The 21,152-nt window shown below is 52.1% G+C and carries 15 protein-coding genes; 11 read left to right on the forward strand and 4 right to left on the reverse strand.

The genetic code is table 11. The features are described from left to right. Positions 1 to 56: 56 nt before the first annotated feature. Genes QSJ80_RS05540 through wecB form a run of 4 tightly spaced genes read right to left on the reverse strand, consistent with a single transcriptional unit; the run spans position 57 to position 7,371 of the window. Positions 57 to 929 carry a DUF4434 domain-containing protein gene (locus QSJ80_RS05540; protein ID WP_285763359.1) on the reverse strand — a complete coding sequence of 291 codons (873 nt, stop codon included), beginning with the start codon at positions 927 to 929 and terminating at the stop codon, positions 57 to 59. Beyond that, positions 926 to 4,141, reverse strand: a complete 3,216-nt coding sequence (locus tag QSJ80_RS05545; protein ID WP_285763360.1) for an NfrA family protein — start codon at positions 4,139 to 4,141, stop codon at positions 926 to 928. The genes QSJ80_RS05540 and QSJ80_RS05545 overlap by 4 nt, the downstream gene beginning before the upstream one ends. After that, positions 4,128 to 6,266 carry a glycosyl transferase family protein gene (locus QSJ80_RS05550; RefSeq protein ID WP_285763361.1) on the reverse strand — a complete coding sequence of 713 codons (2,139 nt, stop codon included), beginning with the start codon at positions 6,264 to 6,266 and terminating at the stop codon, positions 4,128 to 4,130. Before QSJ80_RS05550 ends, QSJ80_RS05545 begins: the two co-directional genes overlap by 14 nt. After that, the gene (wecB, locus tag QSJ80_RS05555) at positions 6,259 to 7,371 is read right to left on the reverse strand and encodes a non-hydrolyzing UDP-N-acetylglucosamine 2-epimerase (RefSeq protein ID WP_285763362.1); all 1,113 of its coding nucleotides are present in this window, start codon (positions 7,369 to 7,371) and stop codon (positions 6,259 to 6,261) included. The genes QSJ80_RS05550 and wecB overlap by 8 nt, the downstream gene beginning before the upstream one ends. A gap of 362 nt (positions 7,372 to 7,733) precedes the next feature. On the opposite strand from wecB, the gene QSJ80_RS05560 reads away from it, so the two are divergent. The 11 genes from QSJ80_RS05560 (at position 7,734) to QSJ80_RS05610 (ending at position 21,138) form a co-directional block, all read left to right on the forward strand. Next, positions 7,734 to 9,695, forward strand: coding sequence for a DUF2334 domain-containing protein (locus QSJ80_RS05560; RefSeq protein WP_285763363.1), 1,962 nt, complete (start codon positions 7,734 to 7,736; stop codon positions 9,693 to 9,695). 159 nt (positions 9,696 to 9,854) lie between these two features. Further along, the gene (locus QSJ80_RS05565) at positions 9,855 to 11,432 is read left to right on the forward strand and encodes an arylsulfatase (RefSeq protein ID WP_285763365.1); all 1,578 of its coding nucleotides are present in this window, start codon (positions 9,855 to 9,857) and stop codon (positions 11,430 to 11,432) included. Between the two features lie 243 nt (positions 11,433 to 11,675). After that, positions 11,676 to 13,382 carry a thiamine pyrophosphate-binding protein gene (locus QSJ80_RS05570; protein ID WP_285763367.1) on the forward strand — a complete coding sequence of 569 codons (1,707 nt, stop codon included), beginning with the start codon at positions 11,676 to 11,678 and terminating at the stop codon, positions 13,380 to 13,382. 19 nt (positions 13,383 to 13,401) lie between these two features. Further along, complete coding sequence (locus tag QSJ80_RS05575; protein WP_285763369.1) at positions 13,402 to 14,190, forward strand: SDR family oxidoreductase; 789 nt, start codon at positions 13,402 to 13,404, stop codon at positions 14,188 to 14,190. Next, on the forward strand, positions 14,190 to 15,632 hold the full coding sequence (locus QSJ80_RS05580; RefSeq protein WP_285763370.1) for an aldehyde dehydrogenase: 1,443 nt from the start codon (positions 14,190 to 14,192) through the stop codon (positions 15,630 to 15,632). The genes QSJ80_RS05575 and QSJ80_RS05580 overlap by 1 nt, the downstream gene beginning before the upstream one ends. Before the next feature lie 5 nt (positions 15,633 to 15,637). Further along, entirely contained in the window at positions 15,638 to 16,054 is a 417-nt protein-coding gene (locus QSJ80_RS05585; RefSeq protein WP_285763371.1) for a RidA family protein, read from the forward strand. 40 nt (positions 16,055 to 16,094) lie between these two features. Then, a complete protein-coding gene (locus tag QSJ80_RS05590) occupies positions 16,095 to 16,607 on the forward strand; it encodes a 3-hydroxyanthranilate 3,4-dioxygenase (RefSeq protein WP_285763373.1) in 513 nt (170 codons plus the stop codon). Next, positions 16,607 to 17,623, forward strand: coding sequence for an amidohydrolase family protein (locus QSJ80_RS05595; RefSeq protein WP_285763375.1), 1,017 nt, complete (start codon positions 16,607 to 16,609; stop codon positions 17,621 to 17,623). The genes QSJ80_RS05590 and QSJ80_RS05595 overlap by 1 nt, the downstream gene beginning before the upstream one ends. A gap of 2 nt (positions 17,624 to 17,625) precedes the next feature. Continuing rightward, positions 17,626 to 18,456 (forward strand): cyclase family protein, encoded by an 831-nt coding sequence (locus tag QSJ80_RS05600; RefSeq protein ID WP_285763376.1) that lies wholly within the window; start codon positions 17,626 to 17,628, stop codon positions 18,454 to 18,456. A gap of 40 nt (positions 18,457 to 18,496) precedes the next feature. Next, positions 18,497 to 19,777 (forward strand): kynureninase, encoded by a 1,281-nt coding sequence (gene kynU, locus QSJ80_RS05605; RefSeq protein WP_285763377.1) that lies wholly within the window; start codon positions 18,497 to 18,499, stop codon positions 19,775 to 19,777. A gap of 5 nt (positions 19,778 to 19,782) precedes the next feature. Beyond that, positions 19,783 to 21,138 (forward strand): FAD-dependent oxidoreductase, encoded by a 1,356-nt coding sequence (locus tag QSJ80_RS05610; protein ID WP_285763379.1) that lies wholly within the window; start codon positions 19,783 to 19,785, stop codon positions 21,136 to 21,138. Positions 21,139 to 21,152 lie beyond the last annotated feature (14 nt).

Here is a 21,152-nt window from a genome sequence, read left to right on the forward strand (position 1 = left end):
CCCGCAACGCGGGGCTTTTTTGTGCAAAAATAATCCATCGGGAGTGCCTGAGTGTATCAATTGGAGGGGAGCTTCAGCTTGCCGTCGGCAAAAGGCATGTATCTCAATGAAAAGTACGCGACTTCCTTGAAACCTCTACTTTCATATTTTCGCTCCAGACCCTGCAAATCTTTATATGCACGAGGCTTTGCAGTGAAATTGGCATCACTTGATAGTTGTTCAAAAGCCTCGAGTATTAGCCTCGATCTATTTTTGTCAATTCGGTCCAGGTAAAGTAAACGTTGCTCTTCGGTGAGTTTACGAGTGCCACTGCCGTCCTGAATCCAAAATTTATAGGGGATTTGCCTGAGCCAATTTGCGTAGCCATCAGGAGACTTCCAACCGGTGAAAAAGCTGGAACTCGACCAGGGTTTTTGGGTTCTTGCGGAAACCGCGGAATTCCATTTGGCGAGTTGCTCGGCTAGCAGCCTTGTCCTCGTTTCAGAGGTCCAATACCTGTCATCGAACTCTGCCGGTAAATACCAGCTATCAATACTTTGAGATGCAGTTGAGTTTAGAATTTCCTCTAGCAGCGTCAGGTTTTTGATCAAATATGCGTTCAGGTAGCTGGCGATTTCCTGATCAGTACCCCTGGCTCTCTCGAAGAAAAGGGGGTCTGAATACAGCCCCATGTGCACCTTTATCCCATGCTCCCTGGCGCTGCTGACGACCTCTAGCAGCCATCCATCTGAAATGCCGAAGTCTGTTGGCCCATATTCACACCACTGAACGATAAGGCTGTCAAAGCCAGAAGATTTCATTTTTTTGAATATGGATTGCCATTCCGTTATCGGGAGTACTTTATCCGAGACGTTTGGCTGATAGAAAACAGATTTTGCCGATAATGTCGGCGAGATCAGCAATGCCAATAGAATTAAGAGGGTTTTCACTGTAGGAAAGCCTCCATCTTAAGAAATAAACCATTGCCAGTCTGCTGTAGTGAATCGAGTATGCTCTGGTACTCCAGGCGGAAAATATAGCTATTCCTGTGGGTGTTGTACCGGTCTTCATGCGTCCACAGATACCATGCCAATCCGAATCCGGCGCTACTGTTCCTTGTCTCTATTTCACTGTATGGATTTGTTCCGGCGTTCTGAGATCCATCTAGTTGGAAAAATCCATAGGGTTGAAGTAAGTCTGCCCAATGAATTGGTGTTTGATAGTACGGCCCCACAGAGTACCGCGCCAAATATGCATAGTCGTTTGTCTCTGCCCAATAAGCAGCATCGAGGTAAAGTAGTTGTCCAAAATGCGTGTCAGCGTTGGCGATCCATTTATAGGGAGTAGGGTAATTCGAGGCCAGGGCACCGGTGGCTCTCATCATAAGTTCAGTGCTGTCAAACCCGCTATGGTGTTCTCTATGGTTCATTTCGGCATAGAAGTTAAGGTCTTGTTGCAGGAGTGGCTGCCAGCGTATGCCAATCCCGGCTAACAAGGCATTATCTCCTTCGTGGCTTTCCGTCCATGACTTCATTGCTCTTCCATACGCAGTAAATGTCGATGGTGACTTGCCTGTGCGGTCGGGGAGTAAATGCTCATATGAGACATATGTGCCGGACCAGGAAAATGGATCTCCGGTAGCAGCAATACCGTCGCTCGCGGTGGTGGCCCTTCCGCTCCAGGCGCCCGCATGGAAAGTACGCTTCCGGCTTATACGGGAGTGCATGCTACGTAGGTCGGCGAGCTTTTGCCGAATAGCGGGCTCTTCCAGAGAGTGAGGGGCAATCTCTGGATGAAGCCGGGCGATGGTAGTTTTAACCTCTCGTAATGTCTCGGCACGATTTCCCGCTTGCTGATTAAGGTAGGCGAGCTGGGCGCGCCATTCTTCATTTTCTGGCTGTGCGGATAAAGCAATCTTTAGGCATTCTATGGAATCCGAAACGGAGCTTTTCTCACCTGTAAGTGCTAAGTGTGCGTATTGCGATGGGGAGAGAGCATTGGTTAACCCTTTCAGTAATTGCTCATCTGATCTTGCACCTTCTGAATCGCCAATTTGCCTACGTATTAGTGATCGGTTGAAATGGAGTATAGGGTTGGCAGCTTCTGATAATGATATGCCCTGGTTGACTCTTTCAAGTGCTTCATTTGGGCGGTTTCGTTTTCGGGATATCAGCGTGCCAAGGAGCCACCACTCTTCGTTTGTTGTATCGGCTGCTTTTCGCCACCAGCCTTCTGCCGATTCGAGCTGATTCGCGGCGAGTGCGCTAGTGGCGGCCGCAACAATATTCTCCTGGGAGAGCGCGTTTTCTGGTATTGATTTCCATGTGTTGACAGCCTGGAGAAAATCACCGCTTCTATGTTGGGAGTAAGCGAGATAGTGTTTTACTTCTGTAAAACCCTTATCGATGGCGATTTGGTAGTAATATGATGCAAGCCCGGGTGACTCTTTCTCATAGCAGCGCGCCAGTATTACGACGTTGCGCACAGCAATGTCCGCTGTTCCAAAACGCGCCAAGCCACGGCAGCTGCCAAGATCCCCCCAGACATCGGCGAAATGGATTGCCATGGTCTCCGGGAATGGGCGACGATACATTAACCTCAATATTTCTTTGTGTTGATTATTTCTTTGTTTCGAAATTAAGTTCAGTAATTTTGAGTTGAGCGAATTTTCCTCATCTATGCCCTCGAAAGGGAAAATGCTACCCAGGCTATAGAGTGCTAAAGATTCTTTCCCTGCCTCTGCATATAAGTCTGAAGATCTCTCCAGGAAACGTCCATATCCATGGCTGCCGTTGTCTTTTAGTCTCTGCGCCAATGAGTAAAATGATTCTGCCGCAGCAATTTTATCGGTGGTTTTTTCTAGAGAGTATGCCATCTTTTTGTGCATACTTAACGTCAGTGAGTTTTCCGGGAGTGAGCCTAGCGCTTGTGTCGCCTCCTGGTGCATATCGAGTTCGATGAAAGCATCGGATAATGCGCGGATCCTCTCTATCTCAAGTTGTCCAGATAGCGTTCTTAATGAGAGTGATTCAATAGTTCCAATATTACTTGCGTACTGTAGCCACTCTGTCTCACCGACGCTTTCATCGCAAGAGGCTAATGCACTGATGAGTTTCTCTTTTTCCTTCGCCGCAGCATATAGGTTAATAAACTCTCTACAGTCGGTGATCTCTCCTTCAAGATAGAGTTCTTCGGCTTCCGAGAAATATCCATGTAAAGACAACAGTTTGCCAAGTTTCCTCGCTTCTATTCTGGATAGGCTATTACGAATCGAGTCGCTATTGTAGATATCCAGAGTAAGGTTCTTTTGCGAGAGATGGATGGCTGTCTCGAGGATATTGGTACTCAAATTTCGGCTTAATTCTGGAGGCGGCCCCGAAAGATAACCTATGTATTGGATCGCCAATTCTGGCTGGCCGAGATTAATTCGTGCAATCCCGAGTCTATAAGCCTCCTTCGGATTGAGTGGCCTGATGGTGCCTACTTCCTCCAGCGCCTCGACGGCGAGCTTCCAATTGCCTGCTTTTTCATCATATGCGCTGCGCAGGGATAATAATGACGCGGAAAAATTATTCGGTAATAATGCAATTGCCTGAGTTAGAAAGCTGCCGGCAGAATCTGGTCCATCATTTTCAGATAAGTTATATGAAATTTCTGATAGATGATCTGTGCACGATGATGGAATACATAGTGACAATAGCTTCTTTAAGTATTTTGGTTCTGTCAGGTCCAATGTCTTTTTGTAAAGTGATATTAATAAATTTCTCGCAAATTCAGACTTGCCAGAAACTAGTGACAGGTTTTCAATAGCCTCGAAATTTTTTTCTAGCTTTATCTGGACTTCTCCAAGAGAAATTCTTGCGTCAATATTTCCCGGGTCCAGACCAAGTATTTTTTTGTAGTTTTCCTCTGCAGCGCGGAAGTTTCCGGCGCTGCGCTCTCGATGTGCCTTGTTATGAAATGGAAAAATCAGGTGGCGCGTGTACTCAGATTGTTCGTTGATCTCGAGCGCTCCGGATTCCGCTGCGAATACTGAAATTGAATGTAATAGGATCAGTATGGAAAATATACAGCTGGTAGTGGCCCGTGGTACGGCGAGATAAAGAATTGATGCGGCCGAAGTGATATTGTTTTTGCGGCAAAAAATATCATGCGTAATCATGTGTTCTTTCCGCTTCTTCTTTCTTGCCCGGTAAGTTGATGCTGTTGTATTTAAATTGTTCAAACGTAAGCTCGGAAGAGCTTAGAACATTTTTCGAAACAAGAATCTTGCCTATGTCCTGGTTATTCGAGTCGATTTCAGCAGTTGCCTGTGCAATTATTGAAGGGTGTATTTTCTTGAATCGGATCAGGTATTCCTTAAAAGAACAGGTCAGGTAGAGTTGTTCATCCGGAATTCGTAAAATGTCAGCGCTGAATTCAGAGTTTCCGCTGTAAAGATGCAGTATCGCGGTGGTCACTTTGCCGGGCTTGGTTATTTTGTAACGGACTTGTCTCTTCGTTTTTCGTGAGATTATTGCCAGGGTAGCTGGGCAAAGTTCGTGTTCAGACGCAAGGATAAGCTCTGATGGAGATGCTTCGAGACAAACTACAGAGTATTTAATTGCTAGATAGCTCGGGATACTTTCAGTTGAAGTATCGTATATATCGTTCAGGCTGAAATCGACGACTTCGACTTTTGCATTCCGCGCTCTCAATTGCGCTATTTCCAGTGAGGTCGTTTTTCCTGAAAATATTAAATATTGGAGAAATGTCATTTCCATGGAGTCGTGCGCCTTCCAGTCTCTCTCCCAGGTATCTTCGTATCCAGGTATTAGTTCAGCCAAAGCATTGTCACCGACTATACGCTCTGATACCTCAGGAAAAATATGGGTGGTTTTGTCCCATCGAACTCGCCTTGCGTCGCCAGTTGATAGCACCTGAGATATGGCCCGGATGCACGCACAGAAGTTTATGAGATTGGACCAAATAACCCTGGGGATAGAAAGAATTGCTTGCGTTTTACCGTAGTATTTTCCTGTGAAGTAAGCTCTGTGGAATAGGCGGCTGACCAAGAACGTCAAATTCGCATACACGAGACCTTTGATGATGGGGTCAGACGAGAAGTCGGTGAGGAATCGATAGCCGTTGGGAAAAATCCACTCATATACCCAAAGAATAGAAAGGTTGAATAAAATAAATAGACCCGTAAACCCCCAAATATTGGTGATCGCCCCTCGCCGGTCACGCCACAAGAAATAGTTGAGGATAGCCCGGCTTTTCCACCCAATGGATCTGTAGCCCTGGAAAATAATGCCTGTAATCCAGCGTGACTTCTGCCTGATGGCAGTGCTTAGGGTTTCTGGAAAATACTCGCGAATACAAATGGTTTTCCGTGCATTGTCATCCCAGCCAACGTTATCAGTGGATACGGCGCTCGGAGATGGACAGCGCAAAAATACCTGCTTTGTGCCCAATTCATGAAGCCGAAAGGCAATGTCATAGTCTTCTGTCAGGCTGTCTGTATTGAAGACCAGGTTATCGCTACTTTCCGCGAGCTTGTTGATAGCGTCTCGGCGAAAACAGGTTCCGACTCCGGCGCTGGGTACTTGCCCAGACAACATTTTACGTACGGGGACGTCTTTAGTGTGTAGCTCTGCAAATTCGTCTAGATAATGCCCGGCCGTTAATTCGTTCCAGCGCCGCGCAAAAGGGTATACGGGTATTTGGATAAATCCATAATTGTCGAGATGGAAGTTGAATAGACGCAGTTCAAGAGGGTCTATTACATCCTCTGAATCGTGCAGAATATATCCTGCGAACTGCACTTTTGCTTCAGTTTCGAATGAGGAGATCGCCTCGAGGATGTTGTTCAGGCAGTCTGATTTACACGTTGGTCCTGGGTGGCCACATACGACTTTATGCACATTCGGATGCCGTAGGACAACTCTGTCTACTTCCGCTTGAGTATCGAGATCGTTGGGGTAGGTACCTACAAATATTTGATAGTTCTCATAGTCAATTGATCCCGCCATAAGCTCTGCCATTTTCCCTATGACACCGGCTTCCATCCATGCCGGGACCATAATTGCAAGTGGCTTTTCTTTTTTTGATGGGAAGTCTTCCGGTGTGTCTATGTACAGATCTGAGTTGCACTTAAAGACCCTTGTTTTGATTCTATCCCACCAGTAGACCAAATCGATAAATAGATCATCGATTCCAAACGCAAGCATTACAACTGCAACGACAATGAAAATGTATTTTAAAGCAAAGTAATATGTCGCTATCCATGCAGCGTAATCAGGCATGACTCTCGTCTTTTGGGATGGCAATGGTGTTCGATCCTGAACCATAGTCCAGGAGGCTGTTTACAATGCGCTGAGCCGCATATCCATCGCCGAATGGGTTTTTCATATGACGGATTGGTTTTCCAAGGCAGTCTTCAGAATGCTCAAGAATTTTGGCTCTGTCAGTGCCGACCAATTCAGCGAAGCCGCTCGAAATAGCTTCAGGTCGCTCTGTTTTTTCCCTCAATACGACACAGGGCACTGAAAATCCCGGGGCTTCTTCCTGTATACCCCCAGAGTCTGTGATGGCAACTCTGCAGCGAGAGAGGCAGCGTTGTAGTTCCAGGTAACTCATGGGCGCTGTGAGAGAGACATTTTGAATATTTTTGAGGGTGTTTCTGAAAACTGTGGATACCGCCGGATTTGGGTGCAGAGGAATGAGGAATCTGAATTCGGGATGAATTTGTGCAAGTTCAAGAATCGTTTCGCTGATTGATTGTAGTTTTGCCCAGTTCTCTCGTCGGTGAACGGTGACCAGAATATTGTCACGTTCGGCTTTTGGCTTAATAGAAAATACCCTGCAGATTATTTTCTGTGCATCGACCACAGTATTACCGGTAACTACGATATTTTCTGAGGGGACGCCTTCCTTAAGCAGGTTCGTTCTGGCCAGTTCCGTCGGCGCAAAATGCTTTTCTGCGATGGTCGCTACCATTTTCCTGTTGCTTTCCTCTGGAAAAGGGTGTCTGAGATCGTTCGATCTCAGTCCAGCTTCAATATGAGCAATTTCAATGGACCGATAGAAGGCTGCCATAGAGGCCGCTAAAGTTGAGCTTGTGTCTCCGTGTACCACTACAAGGTCTGGACAGTATTCCTCGAGTACGCGGTCGATGGATTCAATTAATCCAGATACCAATGGCGCCAGACCAATTCCTGCTGGCCGGGGTAGGGTAATCTCCGGTTTGATGCTGAACTGAGAGAACATTGCGTCGGCAACTGTGTCGTGCTGACCGGTGTGGCACCAGGATACTCGGCAGTCTTTTTCAGCCTCTTTAAGTAGAAGGTACACCGGTGCCATTTTGATAATTTCTGGCCTTGTACCGGTTACAAAGAGAATCTCTTTCATCTATTTGGTGACTCGGGCATTCAAAACAATCGAGACGAGATGCAACTTGAGACCGCAGTCGGTTTGCGCGTATACGAAAAAAGCTATTCCGGTATGACATTTCGCTCTGTCTGGGAATATTAGTTTTGTACGTCTGGGTGGCAAGTCTGATCCGTACGATTGGCGGTGCAACCTTTGACTTGATAGAGAATGGAAAAAATAAAAAAAGTACGAGAAATGATTGGAATTTTGTCTATACCAATTAACGCAGATTTCTAACCTGGGCAGCTCGCATCCAAACGGTTTGCCGGGTAGCTTCCTTTTCATGTGTAGATGTATTCATGTGATCCGATTTTCTAAAATGCTTAACCACGAGGTACCAGATGTACATCTACCGTCCGATTAAACCCCATCGATTATTTATCACGATCGTTCTGCTCTCAGCGTCTCTGGTTTCCCAGGCAAGCGAGCTGAAGGATGCTGTCAGAAATCTAACTCCCACATTAAATGTAACGATTGTTCCAGGTACACCGGATCCGGCGATAAAAGGCTGTGGGAGAGAGGCCGACAGGGATCAGTGCAAAGAAGAAAAGAAAGCTCTCAAGCTAAAAGCGCGCAAAATTTTTGATGAAAACCTGAGGAAATCGACCTTCGATGCTTCGAAAAGCAAGAAGAAAGAATCGTCAGGAGAGGAAGGAGTAAAAGTAGCGACCAACAGCGCTGATGCATCATCCATCTCTGTTGTGGCTGCTGCCCTACAGTCCGCGGGATTACTAAGTGGTGGTCCGAAGGCCCTGATTCTTTTCGATCAGCCAGATGATGTGGCGTTCTCGAAACTCGGACAAATTTACGCAATCATGTTGCGAAATCTGCTGGGGCATTTCGATGCTGAGGTTTCGATACAGAAGGTGAGCGAGTATTTGCCCGACGAAATCGAAGGGTATGACGTTGTCTTTTACATTGGCAGCTATTTCGATAACCCCATACCAGCCGCATTTCTTCAAGATGTCGTGTCCACAGAGAAAACCGTAGTCTGGTTTCGGTACAATATCTGGCAGTTGGCCTGGAACGGTGATCTCGGTTTTTCGTCCAGGTTCGGCCTTGCGTTCAACGGGTTGAGGGGATTCGACAGCCCACCGTCCGTGGATAATCCAGCGCCTGGTTTCTTCAATACCGTGACGTACAAGGGGGTAGAGCTTGAGAAGTATTTTGATTTCGATGTAGAGACCTCCTCTGTTCATGCCGATCCTGATGCTGGTTGGATGGCAATTGCGGATCCTGCGAAAGCTGAAGCAATCTTAGAAGTTGAAAATTCGGTCACAGGAGAGGTAATCCCGTATATCACCAGGTCCGGAAATTTCTGGTATTTCGCAGATCTACCGTTGAGCTATATAGGGCCCAGGGACCGGTATTTGGCATTGGCTGACATACTGCATGAAATTCTCGGCGTGGACCACGAGCCATCGAAGTACGCCATGCTCAGGCTTGAAGACGTAGCGTCATTGGTTAACTTTTCAAACATGAGAAGCCTGATCGATTATCTTTCGCGAAGGGACATTCCATATACAATCACAGCTGTGCCATTTTATCGGGATCCTAATGGCGTCTATAACGGCGGTGATCCCCTTGAGCTTCCAATGGCGCAATCGGAATCGATGCTGAATTCGCTTGATTATGCTCTGACCAGGGGCGGGAAGATCTCATTGCATGGTTATACGCACCAGTATGCAGATGAGCAGAACCCGTATAGTGGTATAACCGGCGATGATTTCGAATTCTGGCATATTCCTAACAATGCAGTGGTGGCGGAAGATTCAGTTACGTGGGCGTCTGGCCGGATTCAGATGGCTTATTCAGCTTTGGTCGCGAGTGGGTATGCTCCGTTTACGTGGACGACACCGCACTATCAGGCGTCTCCAAACGCATATGCGGCAGTAAATCAATTCTTTGATAGTCGCTATGAGAGATCGATCTACTATACGGCGGTGACGCCTCTCTTGAATCTGGATGTGAACAACCCAGATCGTGACTTCGCAGCAGGCCAGTTCTTTCCCTACTTAATCGAAAGTGACTATTACGGCGCGAGATTGTATCCAGAAAACCTTGGCAATATCGAATATGATATTCGGGAGATCGATCCTGCATCATTCATCGATTATTCGTGGGAAGAGGTGTATCTCAATGCAGTTTATGCTGAAGTAATCAGGGACGGCGTAGCCTCCTTCTTCTTTCATCCATTCTGGCTTGAACCTGAGTTGGGTGTTCGGGGGTTCAACGATTTCAGGCGTCTGGTCCGGGGAATTTCAGATCTTGGGTATCAATGGATAACTCCAGATCAGTTATAAAATGTGTTTTTTCGGCGGGAGTTCTTACAGATCGCCTGGACTAATCTGAAAAATCCTTAAATGCCCCGCACCGCGGGGCTTTTTTGTTGGCGCTGAGGTGCATGTACGGCTGGAAATTTTTACTAGAATTTCCTGACTGGAAGTCCCTGGAGGTACCGGATGCGCCGCTTTATTCGTTTTCTCGTCGCTTCATTCTTTTCAATTTATGCCTGCATGGCGCTTGCCGCAGAGAAGCCCAATATTCTGGTGATCTGGGGTGACGACATCGGCTGGTCAAACCTGGGCGTGTATAACCACGGCGTGATGGGCTACCAGACGCCGAACCTCGACAGTATCGGGAAAGAAGGGGCCATCTTCACGGATCACTACGCGCAGCCCTCGTGCACCGCCGGCAGAGCAGCTTTTATTACCGGGCAATACCCGATCCGCTCCGGTATGACGACTGTCGGGCAGCCGGGCGATGCGCTGGGTCTGAAGAAGGAATCTCCGTCGCTGGCGGAGGTGCTGAAGAAAGAAGGCTACCGGACCGGGCATTTCGGCAAGAACCACCTGGGCGACAGGAATGAACATCTGCCGACGGTACACGGTTTCGATGAGTTTTTTGGCAACCTCTATCACCTGAACACCCAAGAGGAAGCCGAGCAGCGTGATTACCAGAATTTCGGTAAGGAATATTCCGGCAGCCTGGAGTCGTATGAGAAGAAATTCGGTACCCGTGGGGTCCTGCATGCGTTTGCGACCGACAAGATGGACAGGACCGAGGACCCGCGCTTCGGTGTTGTGGGCAAGCAGACCATCAAGGATACCGGACCGCTCACTCAGGAGCGGATGAAAAACTTCGATCGCAAGGAGGTGATTCCGCTGGCAATCGACTTTATGAAAAAGTCGAAGGACGCGGACGAGCCCTTCTTTGTATGGCTCAATACCAGCCGCATGCATCTTTATACCCGCATTGAAGATGAATGGCTGAAAAAGGTTGAAAAGTACACCAGCGAGGCAGACTACCATGGTGCCGGCATGCTGCAGCACGATGACGATATCGGTGCAGTACTGAAAGCACTCAGGGATATGGGGCTGGATGAGAACACCATTATCGTTTACTCCACCGATAACGGCCCGGAGCACTCCTCCTGGCCGCATGGCGCGACCACGCCATTCCGCGGCGAGAAGATGACCACCTACGAAGGCGGTATCCGCGTACCGCTAATGGTGCGCTGGCCGGGGAAAATCCCAGCAGGCTCCAAGCTTAATGGCATTCAGGGGCACCAGGACCTGTTTACCACATTGGCAGCGGTTGCAGGCGTGGATGACGTCGTTGAGCGCATGATGAAGGAAAAGAAACAGTACATCGACGGGGTCAATAACCTGCCGTACTGGATGGGCAAGGCCGATCGGTCCAGCCGGAACCACATCTTTCATTATTACGAGAGCAAGCTCACCGCGATGCGTATGGGACCCTGGAAGTTCCACTTCTCCACCAAGGAGGACTATTACGCAAACGTAATTCCACGCACTGTGCCGCTGGTATTCAATATCCGCATGGATCCCTACGAGAGTTATGACAGCTCCGACTCTTACGGTCATTTAATGCAGAAAGTTTCCTGGTTGATTGCCCCGATGGGTGAACTGATGCAGCAGCACCTGGAGTCACTGGCCAAGTATCCGCCGGTGCAGGGGGGCAAGACCTTCGATATGTCGAATGTGGTAGAGGAGTTCATCAAGAAGGGCAGGCAATAGGGTTTCCTCTGGTATGCCTCGGACGGTGCTGCTTACGTCCGGGGCTGCTCGCCAGCTGCTCTTATCATTCTCTGCGAGGATGCTCTTGCTTGAAGCAATATATTGCATCTGGCGTCTGATTCAGCGTATTTGTCTATAGCGGAGCGTGCCTCCCGCCGCACCCCGGCGTTCACTGTTTTCCCTGTCTCGATACGCTATATTGCAGCCATCCAACATTAATAAAGATAAGAAGTTGGCTGAATTATGACGTATATCCAATCGTCGCCCGGGCAGTCCCCCGAGACGCTCAGCGGCGGCCAGATTCTGGTCAGAAGCCTGCAGGCGCAGGGTGTTGATCGAGCCTTCGGTGTACCCGGTGAGAGCTATCTCGCTGTGCTGGACGCGCTGTGTGATGCCCCCGATATTGAAATGGTTACCTGTCGGCAGGAAGGCGGTGCCGCCATGATGGCAGAGGCCGACGGACGCCTGATAGGCAGGCCCGGCGTTTGTTTCGTCACCCGGGGACCGGGCGCGACCAACGCCAGTGCAGGGGTTCATGTCGCCTATCAGGCATCTACACCGATGGTACTGTTTATCGGCCAGGTGGCCCGCAACCAGCAGGACCGCGAAGCCTTTCAGGAAATCGATTACCGCCGCATGTTCGGCCAGATGGCAAAGTGGATCGCACAGGTCGAGTCGCCTACGCGCCTGCCTGAATACATTAACCGGGCATTTGCCGTGGCCATGTCAGGGCGACCCGGACCGGTGGTGATTGCGCTGCCGGAAGACATGCTGCGGGAAACCAGCAGCTTCCACCCCCTGCCAAGCGTTCCTCCTATCCCGGTAGCGGCACCTGCGCAGTCTGACCTGGTGGCTTTGCAGGAACTGCTGGCAGTCAGCGAGCGGCCGCTCGTGCTTTGTGGGGAAAGTGGCTGGAATCATGAGGCCCGGGAACTGCTGCAGGCATTCTGCGAGGCACATGGGGTCGCGGCGGTGGCCGCATTTCGTTGCCAGGATCGCTTCGACAACAGTCACCCGAATTACATCGGCGATTGCGGACTGGGCATCAACCCGGCATTGCGGCAGCGCATCGAAAGCGCAGATCTGGTGCTTGTGCTTGGCGGGCGCCTGAGTGAAATCGTTACCCAGAATTACGAAATTCTTGTTGCATCTGGTAATCAGAAATTGGTGCACGTGCACCCCTGCCCGGATGAGCTCGTCAGCGTACGCCAGCCCGATATCGCGATGGTCTCGCAGGTGGAAGCGGTGGCCGAGGCGCTCCTGAAAACGCCGCCTGCTGAGGACATCCTGCCGCAACGTAAAGCCTGGGTCAGCGAGGCACGGGCAAGTTACGAGGCCTGGTCCACACCGGGTACGATTCCCGGAACACTGCAGTACGGTGAATTGGTGCAACACCTGTGTGAGCAGCTGCCGGAGGACGCCATCATCTGTAACGGCGCGGGCAACTATACGGTGTGGGTGCACCGCTATTACCGATATCGTGCAGCGCACTCTCAATTGGCACCTATCAGTGGCTCCATGGGGTACGGCTTGCCCGCCGCGATAGCGGCGAAACTGCGTCACCCCGACAGGGACGTGTTGTGCTTCGCTGGCGATGGCTGCCTGCAGATGACGATGCAGGAGCTGGCGACCGCAAAACAGTACGGCGCCAATATTATTGTCCTGGTGGTCAATAACGGCAGCTACGGCACCATTCGAACGCACCAGGAAAAGAATTACCCGGGCAGGGTGATGGCCACAGAACTGCTCAACCCCGACTTTGCGGCACTCGCATCGGCCTACGGTTTCCATAGTGCTTCAGTTGACCGGACAGAGGATTTCTTTCCTGCGTTCGAAGCCGCAAGAGCAGCCGGCGTACCCGGACTGATTGAACTTCGTCTGCCGCTGGAGGCACTGTCCCCGTCAGTGACCCTGTCACAATTACAGAATGCGGCAAAAAATAAAAACTGAATCGATAACGGATAATAAGATGAATCTCGACCTTACAGGAAAGCGTGCACTGGTATGTGGTTCAAGCCAAGGCCTTGGCAAGGCCAGTGCGATTGAGCTGGCACTGCTCGGTGCATCCGTAACACTGTTCTCCCGCAATACGGAAAAACTGCAGGCAGTGCTTGCAGAGCTGGATACCAGCAAGGGCCAGCAGCACCATGTGCTGGTAGCGGACTTTACCGATCCTGCTGCGGTAAAGGATGCCCTTGAACGTCACCTCGCGGAGACCGGGAGTTTTCAAATTCTGGTGAATAACACTGGCGGCCCCGCACCGGGCCTGGCCAATGCGGCTGACTCGCAGGCGTTTGTTGATGCATTTAACCTGCACCTGGTGAATAACCACAACCTGGTTCAGGCGCTAATGCCGGGCATGAAGGAGGCGGGCTACGGCCGCGTGATCAATGTCATTTCCACCTCGGTCAAAGTGCCGCTGAATGGACTTGGCGTTTCCAATACTGTGCGCGGCGCGGTTGCCAGCTGGGCCAAGACGCTGGCCAGCGAACTCGGCCAGTTCAATATCACTGTGAACAACGTCCTGCCGGGCGCAACCAATACTGTCCGTCTCGAAGCGATCATTACCAATAAGGCGAAAAAGGCAGGGGTCAGTGAAGCGCAGATGGCGGAAGAGGAAAAATCGATTATCCCGATGCGTCGCTTCGGCGAGGCCCATGAATTTGGATCTGCCGTTGCATTCCTGGCCTCTCCCGCGGCGAGCTACATCAACGGCGTCAACCTGCCAGTGGATGGTGGTCGCACCGGGTGCCTGTGATGGAAACGCTGGCCAACTATATCGGTGGTGAGCTGGTCGCTCCCCAAAGTGGGACCTACCTGGATAACATCAACCCCGCGACAGGGGCAGTGTACGGCAGGATTCCGCGCTCGGGCGAGGCGGACGTAGACAACGCCGTTGCGGTGGCAGAGCGGGCGCAGGCGACCTGGCAGGCGACCCTGCCGGAGCAGCGTGCCGCGATCATGGAACGTATTGCGGACCTGATCGAGCAGAACCTGGAGGTACTGGCTGCGGCGGAATCCGAAGATAACGGCAAGCCACTGGCACTCGCGAAGACCGTGGATATACCGCGTGCCGCGAGTAATTTTCGTTTCTTTGCCCGTGCCATCACCCAGTTTGCCTCCGAATCCCACGCCATGGGTGAAGCCGCGATCAACTACACATTGCGCGACCCGATTGGCATTGTAGGTTGCATATCCCCCTGGAACCTGCCGCTTTACCTGTTCACCTGGAAGATCGCGCCGGCGCTGGCCGCGGGCAACTGCGTGATTGCCAAACCCTCGGAGGTCACGCCAAAGACGGCATTTATGCTGTCAATACTGTGCATCGAGGCGGGGCTACCGGCGGGCGTTCTGAATATCCTGCATGGGCTTGGCAATGAGGTCGGCAATGCCATCGTAGTGCATCCAAAAATCAAGGCGATTTCATTTACCGGCGGTACCGTGACCGGAGCGAATATCGCATCACTGGCCGCGCCAAAGTTCAAGAAGCTCTCCCTGGAGCTTGGTGGCAAGAACCCCACACTGGTATTCGCAAACTGCGACATGGAAAAGACCGTGGAGGGCGTGGCGCGCGCGGCATTCGCGAATCAGGGGCAGATCTGCCTATGTGGCTCGAGGATCTATGTGGAAAAAAGCATTTATCCGGAATTCAGCCGAAGGTTGCTCGACAAGGTGCGCGGCATGCGTGTCGGCGACCCGTCCACTCCAGTGGAGCAGGGCGCACTGGTATCGCAGGCGCATATGGAAAAGGTTCTGGCGGCAATCGATTCGGCACGTAAGGAGGGTGGTACCGTCCTGTGCGGTGGTGAACGTATCGTGCCAGAGGGCCGCTGCGCGAATGGCTATTTTGTGGCGCCGACGCTGATTGAAGGGTTGCCGCTGAATTGTGAAACCAATCAACAGGAAATTTTTGGGCCCGTTGCAACACTGCAAGCGTTCGAAACCGAGCAAGAGGCCGTTGCGCTGGCCAATGGTACTGACTATGGCCTGGCAGCCTCTGTCTGGTCCGAGGATCTGCGCCAGAGCCATCGGGTAGCCAAACAGCTTGAATTCGGCATTGTCTGGGTGAACTGCTGGTTGCAGCGCGACCTGCGCACGCCATTTGGTGGCGTGAAGAATTCCGGCGTCGGTCGCGAGGGCGGGCTGGAAGCCCTGCGCTTCTTCACCGAGCCAAAAAATGTCTGCATAAATTACGAGTAAGTGTCATGAGCGAAACAAAACATTCCTCCAAGGCGCCGGAACCGGTCGGGCTGTATCCACATGCACGCAAGGTGGGCAACCTGCTGTTCCTGTCTGGTGTCGGCCCGCGCAAAAGGGGCAGTAAGGAAATCCCGGGTGTGACTCTGGATACCAAGGGAAATATTGCATCCTACGATATTGCCGAACAGTGTCACTCCGTATTTGCCAATGTGCGCGCGATTCTGGAAGACGCCGGTTCGAGCTGGGATCAGCTGGTGGATGTCACCGTGTTTCTGACCAATATGAAAGATGACTTCAAAATCTACAATGCGATCTACGCGGAATATTTCAAGGACAACCAGCCGTGCCGGACTACGGTAGAGGTACTTTCCCTGCCAACACCTATTGGCATCGAGTTGAAGTGCATCGCCACTATCGACTGAGTTCCTACAAAATCCAAGAGGCTTGATAATAATGAAAAGTATGATGCCCCCGATAAATTTTCAGAAATGGATTGAAGATAACCGCCAGTACCTGAAACCACCGGTGTGCAACAAGCTGGTGTTTGAGGAAAACGGCTTTTTCATCATGGTCGTCGGTGGGCCAAATTCCCGAAAAGATTATCATGTGGATGAAGGCCCCGAGTTCTTTTATCAGGTGGAAGGCGACATGCTCCTGAAAACCGTGCAGGACGGCAAGATTGTTGATGTGCCGATCAGGGAAGGGGAAATATTCCTGCTGCCGCCGAACGTACCGCATTCCCCTCAGAGATTCGAAAATACGGTAGGCCTGGTTATCGAGCGCACTCGCCTGCCGGAGGAGAAGGATGGCCTGCAGTGGTACTGCGATGCTTGTGAAAGCTTGCTTTATGAAGAGTATTTTCACCTGCGGAATATCGAGCAGGATTTCCCCCCGGTATTTGACCGCTTCTTCTCATCTGAGGAGCACCGTACGTGCAGTGCCTGTGGGCACGTGATGGAAGCACCGGGGGCATAATGCTGACAATAGATATACACACCCATATCCTGCCCAAGAACTGGCCAGACCTGAAAGAACGGTACGGCTACGGTGGGTTTATTCACCTCGATCACCACAAGTGCGGTTGCGCGCGCATGATGCAGGAGGAAAAATTCTTCCGTGAGGTGGAGAGCAATTGCTGGGATGCCGGTGTGCGCATGCAGGAGTGTGATACACACGGTGTGCATGTTCAGGTGCTTTCGACCGTACCCGTCATGTTCAGCTACTGGGCAAAGCCCGAGCATACCCTCGACCTGTCACGGATGCTCAACGACCATATTGCCGGTGTGGTGGCAGATCACCCGCATCGCTTTGTTGGCTTGGGCACGGTACCGATGCAGGCACCGGACCTGGCGGTGCAGGAGCTCGAGCGCTGCGTAAAGGAACTCGGTATGGCCGGCATCCAGATTGGCTCCAATGTGGATGGCTGGAACCTGCATGTGCCGGAACTTTATCCGGTCTGGGAAGCGGCGGAGGCGCTCGGTGCTTCTGTATTCGTTCACCCATGGGAGATGATGGGACGCGAGAAGATGCAGCGTTACTGGTTGCCCTGGCTGGTGGGCATGCCAGCGGAAACGTCGCTGGCCATTTGCTCGATGATTTTTGGTGGCATTTTCGAAAAATTCCCTCGCCTCAAGGTGGCCTTCGCTCACGGTGGTGGGTCTTTTCCGTCGACCATAGGCCGCATTGAACATGGCTTCAATGTCAGGCCGGACCTGTGTGCGGTGGACAATCCCATCAATCCACGCAATTACCTCGATCGGATCTATTTCGATTCCCTGGTGCATGATCCGCAGATGATGAACTACCTGCTTGAGCTGGTAGGTCCAGAACGCATCGCCATGGGGAGCGATTATCCGTTCCCGCTGGGGGAACTGGAGCCGGGCCAACTGATCCGGTCCATGGGATACAGCGAGGACGTGCAGGCAAAGCTGCTGCACGGTACGGCGCTGGAGTGGCTGGGACTGGATAAATCCCGGTTCCTGGGGGGCTGATTATGGCGTCCTTTATCGAACTGGGTGGTATGCGTTACCGGCTGTGTGAGGAGCGCGCTACGAGTATCGCGATACCGCTGATTTTTGACGGTCCGCAACCGAATCATTTTGGTGTGCCGAACGCCACTGCTACCGTCGTAGCGGGTGAGGGGTTTGTGGGCGATACCCGACGTGGCGGTAGTTGTAACGTAGCAACGCTGCAGTTGACACCACACTGTAACGGCACCCATACCGAATCCATTGCCCATATCGTTCACCAGTCGGTACCTGTTGGCGAATTGGCGCTGCCGTTGTTGCAGAGCTGTCTGCTACTTTCAGTTGAGCCTGTCGACCTGGGCAGGAGCGATGAGGAATACTGGCCCAATCCACAACCCGCAGACAGGGTAGTGACTCGCAGGGCGCTACTGGAGGCGCTGGATGCCGTGGAATTCCCTGAACAGCTGGGAGACTGCAGTGCACTGGTAATCCGCACGCTGCCCAACGAGTTGGAGAAGCGCCAGCGGGTTTATGACGATGACCGCCCTCCGGTGTTCCTGACCACGGATGCGATGGCGCTGGTCAGCGAGTATTTCGATCACCTGCTGGTGGACTTTCCCAGCGTGGACAAAATGTACGATGAGGGACAGTTGTCCAACCACCGGCTTTTCTGGGCGATTGCCCGTGGCTCGGCTCAGCTGGATGAAGATGCTCAGCAGCGGCGCACCATAACCGAAATGGTGTATGTACCGGAGTCGCTGCAGGATGGGCACTACGCCCTGAATCTGCAAGTCCCGGCTTTCCAGACTGACGCCGCGCCAAGTCGACCCGTGCTGGTACCGGTTGAGCAAGCGTAAGAAAACAGAATAAGAAAAAAGAACAAGAGAGGTAATACCCATGCAATTTCAATCGGGCCTGGAATTTGCGCAGCGCATGGACCGGGAGGATCCGCTGGCATCGTTCCGGGGACAGTTTTCGATTCCCCGGACCAGCGATGGCGCTGAGGAAATTTATCTGTGCGGGAACTCACTTGGCCTGCAGCCGAAGCTTGCACGCGAGTATGTCGCGCAGGAGCTGGATAAGTGGGCCGAGCTGGGGGTCAAGGGCCATTTCGATTGTGAGCACCCGTGGATGCCGTACCACGAGTTCCTGACGGAAGCGGCGGCGAGCCTTGTGGGTGCCAACACCGATGAAGTCGTGATGATGAATTCTCTCACGGTGAACCTCCACCTGATGATGGTGACCTTTTTCCGGCCAACAGAAACCCGTTTCAAGATTGTTATCGAAGACCACGCCTTCCCTTCTGACTATTATGCGGTAGAGAGCCAGTTACGCCATCACGGCATTGACCCGGAAGAGGGGCTGGTTCTGCTCAAGCCGCGCGAAGGGGAGGAGCTACTGCGGCAGGAAGATATTGAAACGTTGTTAGCCGCACAGGGTGATTCCATCGCATTGATGCTGCTGCCGGGGGTCCAGTACTACACCGGACAGGTGCTCGATTTTGAAAGGGTTACCCGTGCGGCGCAGGCGCTGGGCATTGTTGTCGGTTTTGACCTTGCGCACGCCGTCGGTAACATCCCGTTGCAACTGCATGACTGGAATGTGGATTTTGCCTGCTGGTGCACCTACAAGTACCTCAATTCCGGCCCCGGATCGGTCGCGGGCTGCTTTGTGCACAGGCGCCACGCGGAGAATACCGGGCTCAACCGTTTTGCCGGATGGTGGGGGCACGACAAACAAACCCGCTTCAAGATGGAAAACCGGTTTACACCGATTCCTACGGCTGAGGGCTGGCAGTTATCCAACCCGCCAATCCTGTCCCTGGCTGCCATTCGCGCGTCCTACGATGTCTTTATGCAGGCCGGCGGCATGGCACCCCTGCGTCAGAAATCCGAAAAACTGACCGGGTACCTGCGTTTTCTACTGGATACCGAGGTGTCAGAGTTTATCCGGGTGATCACACCGGAAGATCCGCAACAGCGCGGATGCCAGCTCTCACTTTGTTGCGACGCAAAGCACCTGAGCGGTCGGGAGCTGTTTGAGCGGTTGGAAGCGGCTGGTATTACCTCAGACTGGCGTGAGCCGAACGTGATCCGGATTGCGCCTGTCCCCCTCTATAACAGTTTCGAGGATGTTTTCCGGTTTGTGCAGATCCTCAAGTCTGCCTGCAATGAGTGATGAGCATGACTAGAAAAGACAGAGCAAAGATCGTCATCGCGGGTGGCGGCCTGGTGGGCGCCATGGCAGCCTGTTTTCTCGGGCGCCGCGGCTTCGAGGTGGAGGTCTATGAGCGCCGGATGGATTTGCGTGCTCACGATATCTCCGCTGGTCGCTCGATCAACCTGGCACTGGCCAATCGTGGTATCTATCCGCTGGAACAGCTCGGTCTGATGGAGAAGGTCCGGGAAATGATGATCCCGATGTGTGGCCGCATGATCCATGACCAGAAGGGCGAGCAAAATTTCCAGCCCTATGGTCAGCGCGAGGAGGAGGTCATTTACTCGATTTCCCGCGGTGACCTAAACCGGCTGCTGCTGGATGCGGCGGAAGAGACCGGTAACGTTAGCTTTTTCTTTGAGCACCGGGTCGAGTCCGTCGACTTTGACAGCAACCGGGTCGTATTTGTCTGTGAGGAAACGGGCTCGGAGAAAAGCGTGGTGTTTGATCGTCTGATCGGCGCCGATGGTGCCGGTTCAAGGGTGCGGCAGGCGCTGGTTAGTGCGCAGGACGGGCGTGACTACCTTCAACCACTGGACCACAGTTACAAGGAGCTGGAGATTCCCGCTGGCAATGGCGGGGCTTTTCAGATTGAAAAAGGTGCTTTGCATATCTGGCCGCGTGGCGGCTTTATGCTGATCGCGCTGCCCAACATGGATGGCAGTTTCACGGTGACCCTGTTCTTGCCGAACCAGGGAGCAATAAGCTTCGATGCGTTGCAAACACGCGAGTCGGTGTTTGAGTTCTTTGAGCAATACTTCCCCGATGTGGATGCCCTGATGCCGGGACTGGTAGACGACTTTTTCAGTAATCCCACGGGCAAGCTCGGTACGGTGCGATGCGAACCATGGCACCTTGGGGGCAAGGCAGTCCTGATCGGCGATGCGGCCCACGCGGTGGTGCCTTTCCATGGGCAGGGCATGAATTGCGGCTTCGAGGACTGTGCGGTTCTCGATGAATGTATCGCGGAGTTCGGTGCGGACTGGGAGCGGGTATTTTCTGAATACGACCGTCTGCGTGCGCCAAATGGCAATGCCATTGCCGATATGGCCCTGGAAAACTATATCGAGATGCGGGATTCCGTGAGCGATCCAGAATTCCTGCTGAAAAAAGCGATTGGTTTCGGGTTGCAGAACCGATGGCCAGAATTATTCACTCCCCGTTATGGCATGGTGATGTTCCAGCGTATCCCCTATGCGGAAGCCCAGCGCCGCGGAGCAATCAACCAAAGAATCCTCGATCGCCTTGCGCTCGGAATCGAGTCCGTTGAGGAGGTCGACTGGTCCCTTGCTGAAAGCCTGGTTCGGGAGCACCTCGCTTAAGCCGCATGCCCTTG

The sequence above is a fragment of the Biformimicrobium ophioploci genome, assembly GCF_030270605.1.
Lineage (GTDB): Bacteria > Pseudomonadota > Gammaproteobacteria > Pseudomonadales > Cellvibrionaceae > Biformimicrobium > Biformimicrobium ophioploci.

What these genes read in the sequence shown, in the direction of transcription:
- QSJ80_RS05545 (WP_285763360.1), bottom strand. Translation starts at nt 4,141, where the DNA reads ATGATTACGCATGATATTTTTTGCCGCAAAAACAATATCACTTCGGCC.
- QSJ80_RS05550 (WP_285763361.1), bottom strand. Translation starts at nt 6,266, where the DNA reads ATGCCTGATTACGCTGCATGGATAGCGACATATTACTTTGCTTTAAAA.
- wecB (WP_285763362.1), bottom strand. Translation starts at nt 7,371, where the DNA reads ATGAAAGAGATTCTCTTTGTAACCGGTACAAGGCCAGAAATTATCAAA.
- QSJ80_RS05560 (WP_285763363.1), top strand. Translation starts at nt 7,734, where the DNA reads ATGTACATCTACCGTCCGATTAAACCCCATCGATTATTTATCACGATC.
- QSJ80_RS05565 (WP_285763365.1), top strand. Translation starts at nt 9,855, where the DNA reads ATGCGCCGCTTTATTCGTTTTCTCGTCGCTTCATTCTTTTCAATTTAT.
- QSJ80_RS05570 (WP_285763367.1), top strand. Translation starts at nt 11,676, where the DNA reads ATGACGTATATCCAATCGTCGCCCGGGCAGTCCCCCGAGACGCTCAGC.
- QSJ80_RS05575 (WP_285763369.1), top strand. Translation starts at nt 13,402, where the DNA reads ATGAATCTCGACCTTACAGGAAAGCGTGCACTGGTATGTGGTTCAAGC.
- QSJ80_RS05580 (WP_285763370.1), top strand. Translation starts at nt 14,190, where the DNA reads ATGGAAACGCTGGCCAACTATATCGGTGGTGAGCTGGTCGCTCCCCAA.
- QSJ80_RS05585 (WP_285763371.1), top strand. Translation starts at nt 15,638, where the DNA reads ATGAGCGAAACAAAACATTCCTCCAAGGCGCCGGAACCGGTCGGGCTG.
- QSJ80_RS05590 (WP_285763373.1), top strand. Translation starts at nt 16,095, where the DNA reads ATGATGCCCCCGATAAATTTTCAGAAATGGATTGAAGATAACCGCCAG.
- QSJ80_RS05595 (WP_285763375.1), top strand. Translation starts at nt 16,607, where the DNA reads ATGCTGACAATAGATATACACACCCATATCCTGCCCAAGAACTGGCCA.
- QSJ80_RS05600 (WP_285763376.1), top strand. Translation starts at nt 17,626, where the DNA reads ATGGCGTCCTTTATCGAACTGGGTGGTATGCGTTACCGGCTGTGTGAG.
- kynU (WP_285763377.1), top strand. Translation starts at nt 18,497, where the DNA reads ATGCAATTTCAATCGGGCCTGGAATTTGCGCAGCGCATGGACCGGGAG.
- QSJ80_RS05610 (WP_285763379.1), top strand. Translation starts at nt 19,783, where the DNA reads ATGACTAGAAAAGACAGAGCAAAGATCGTCATCGCGGGTGGCGGCCTG.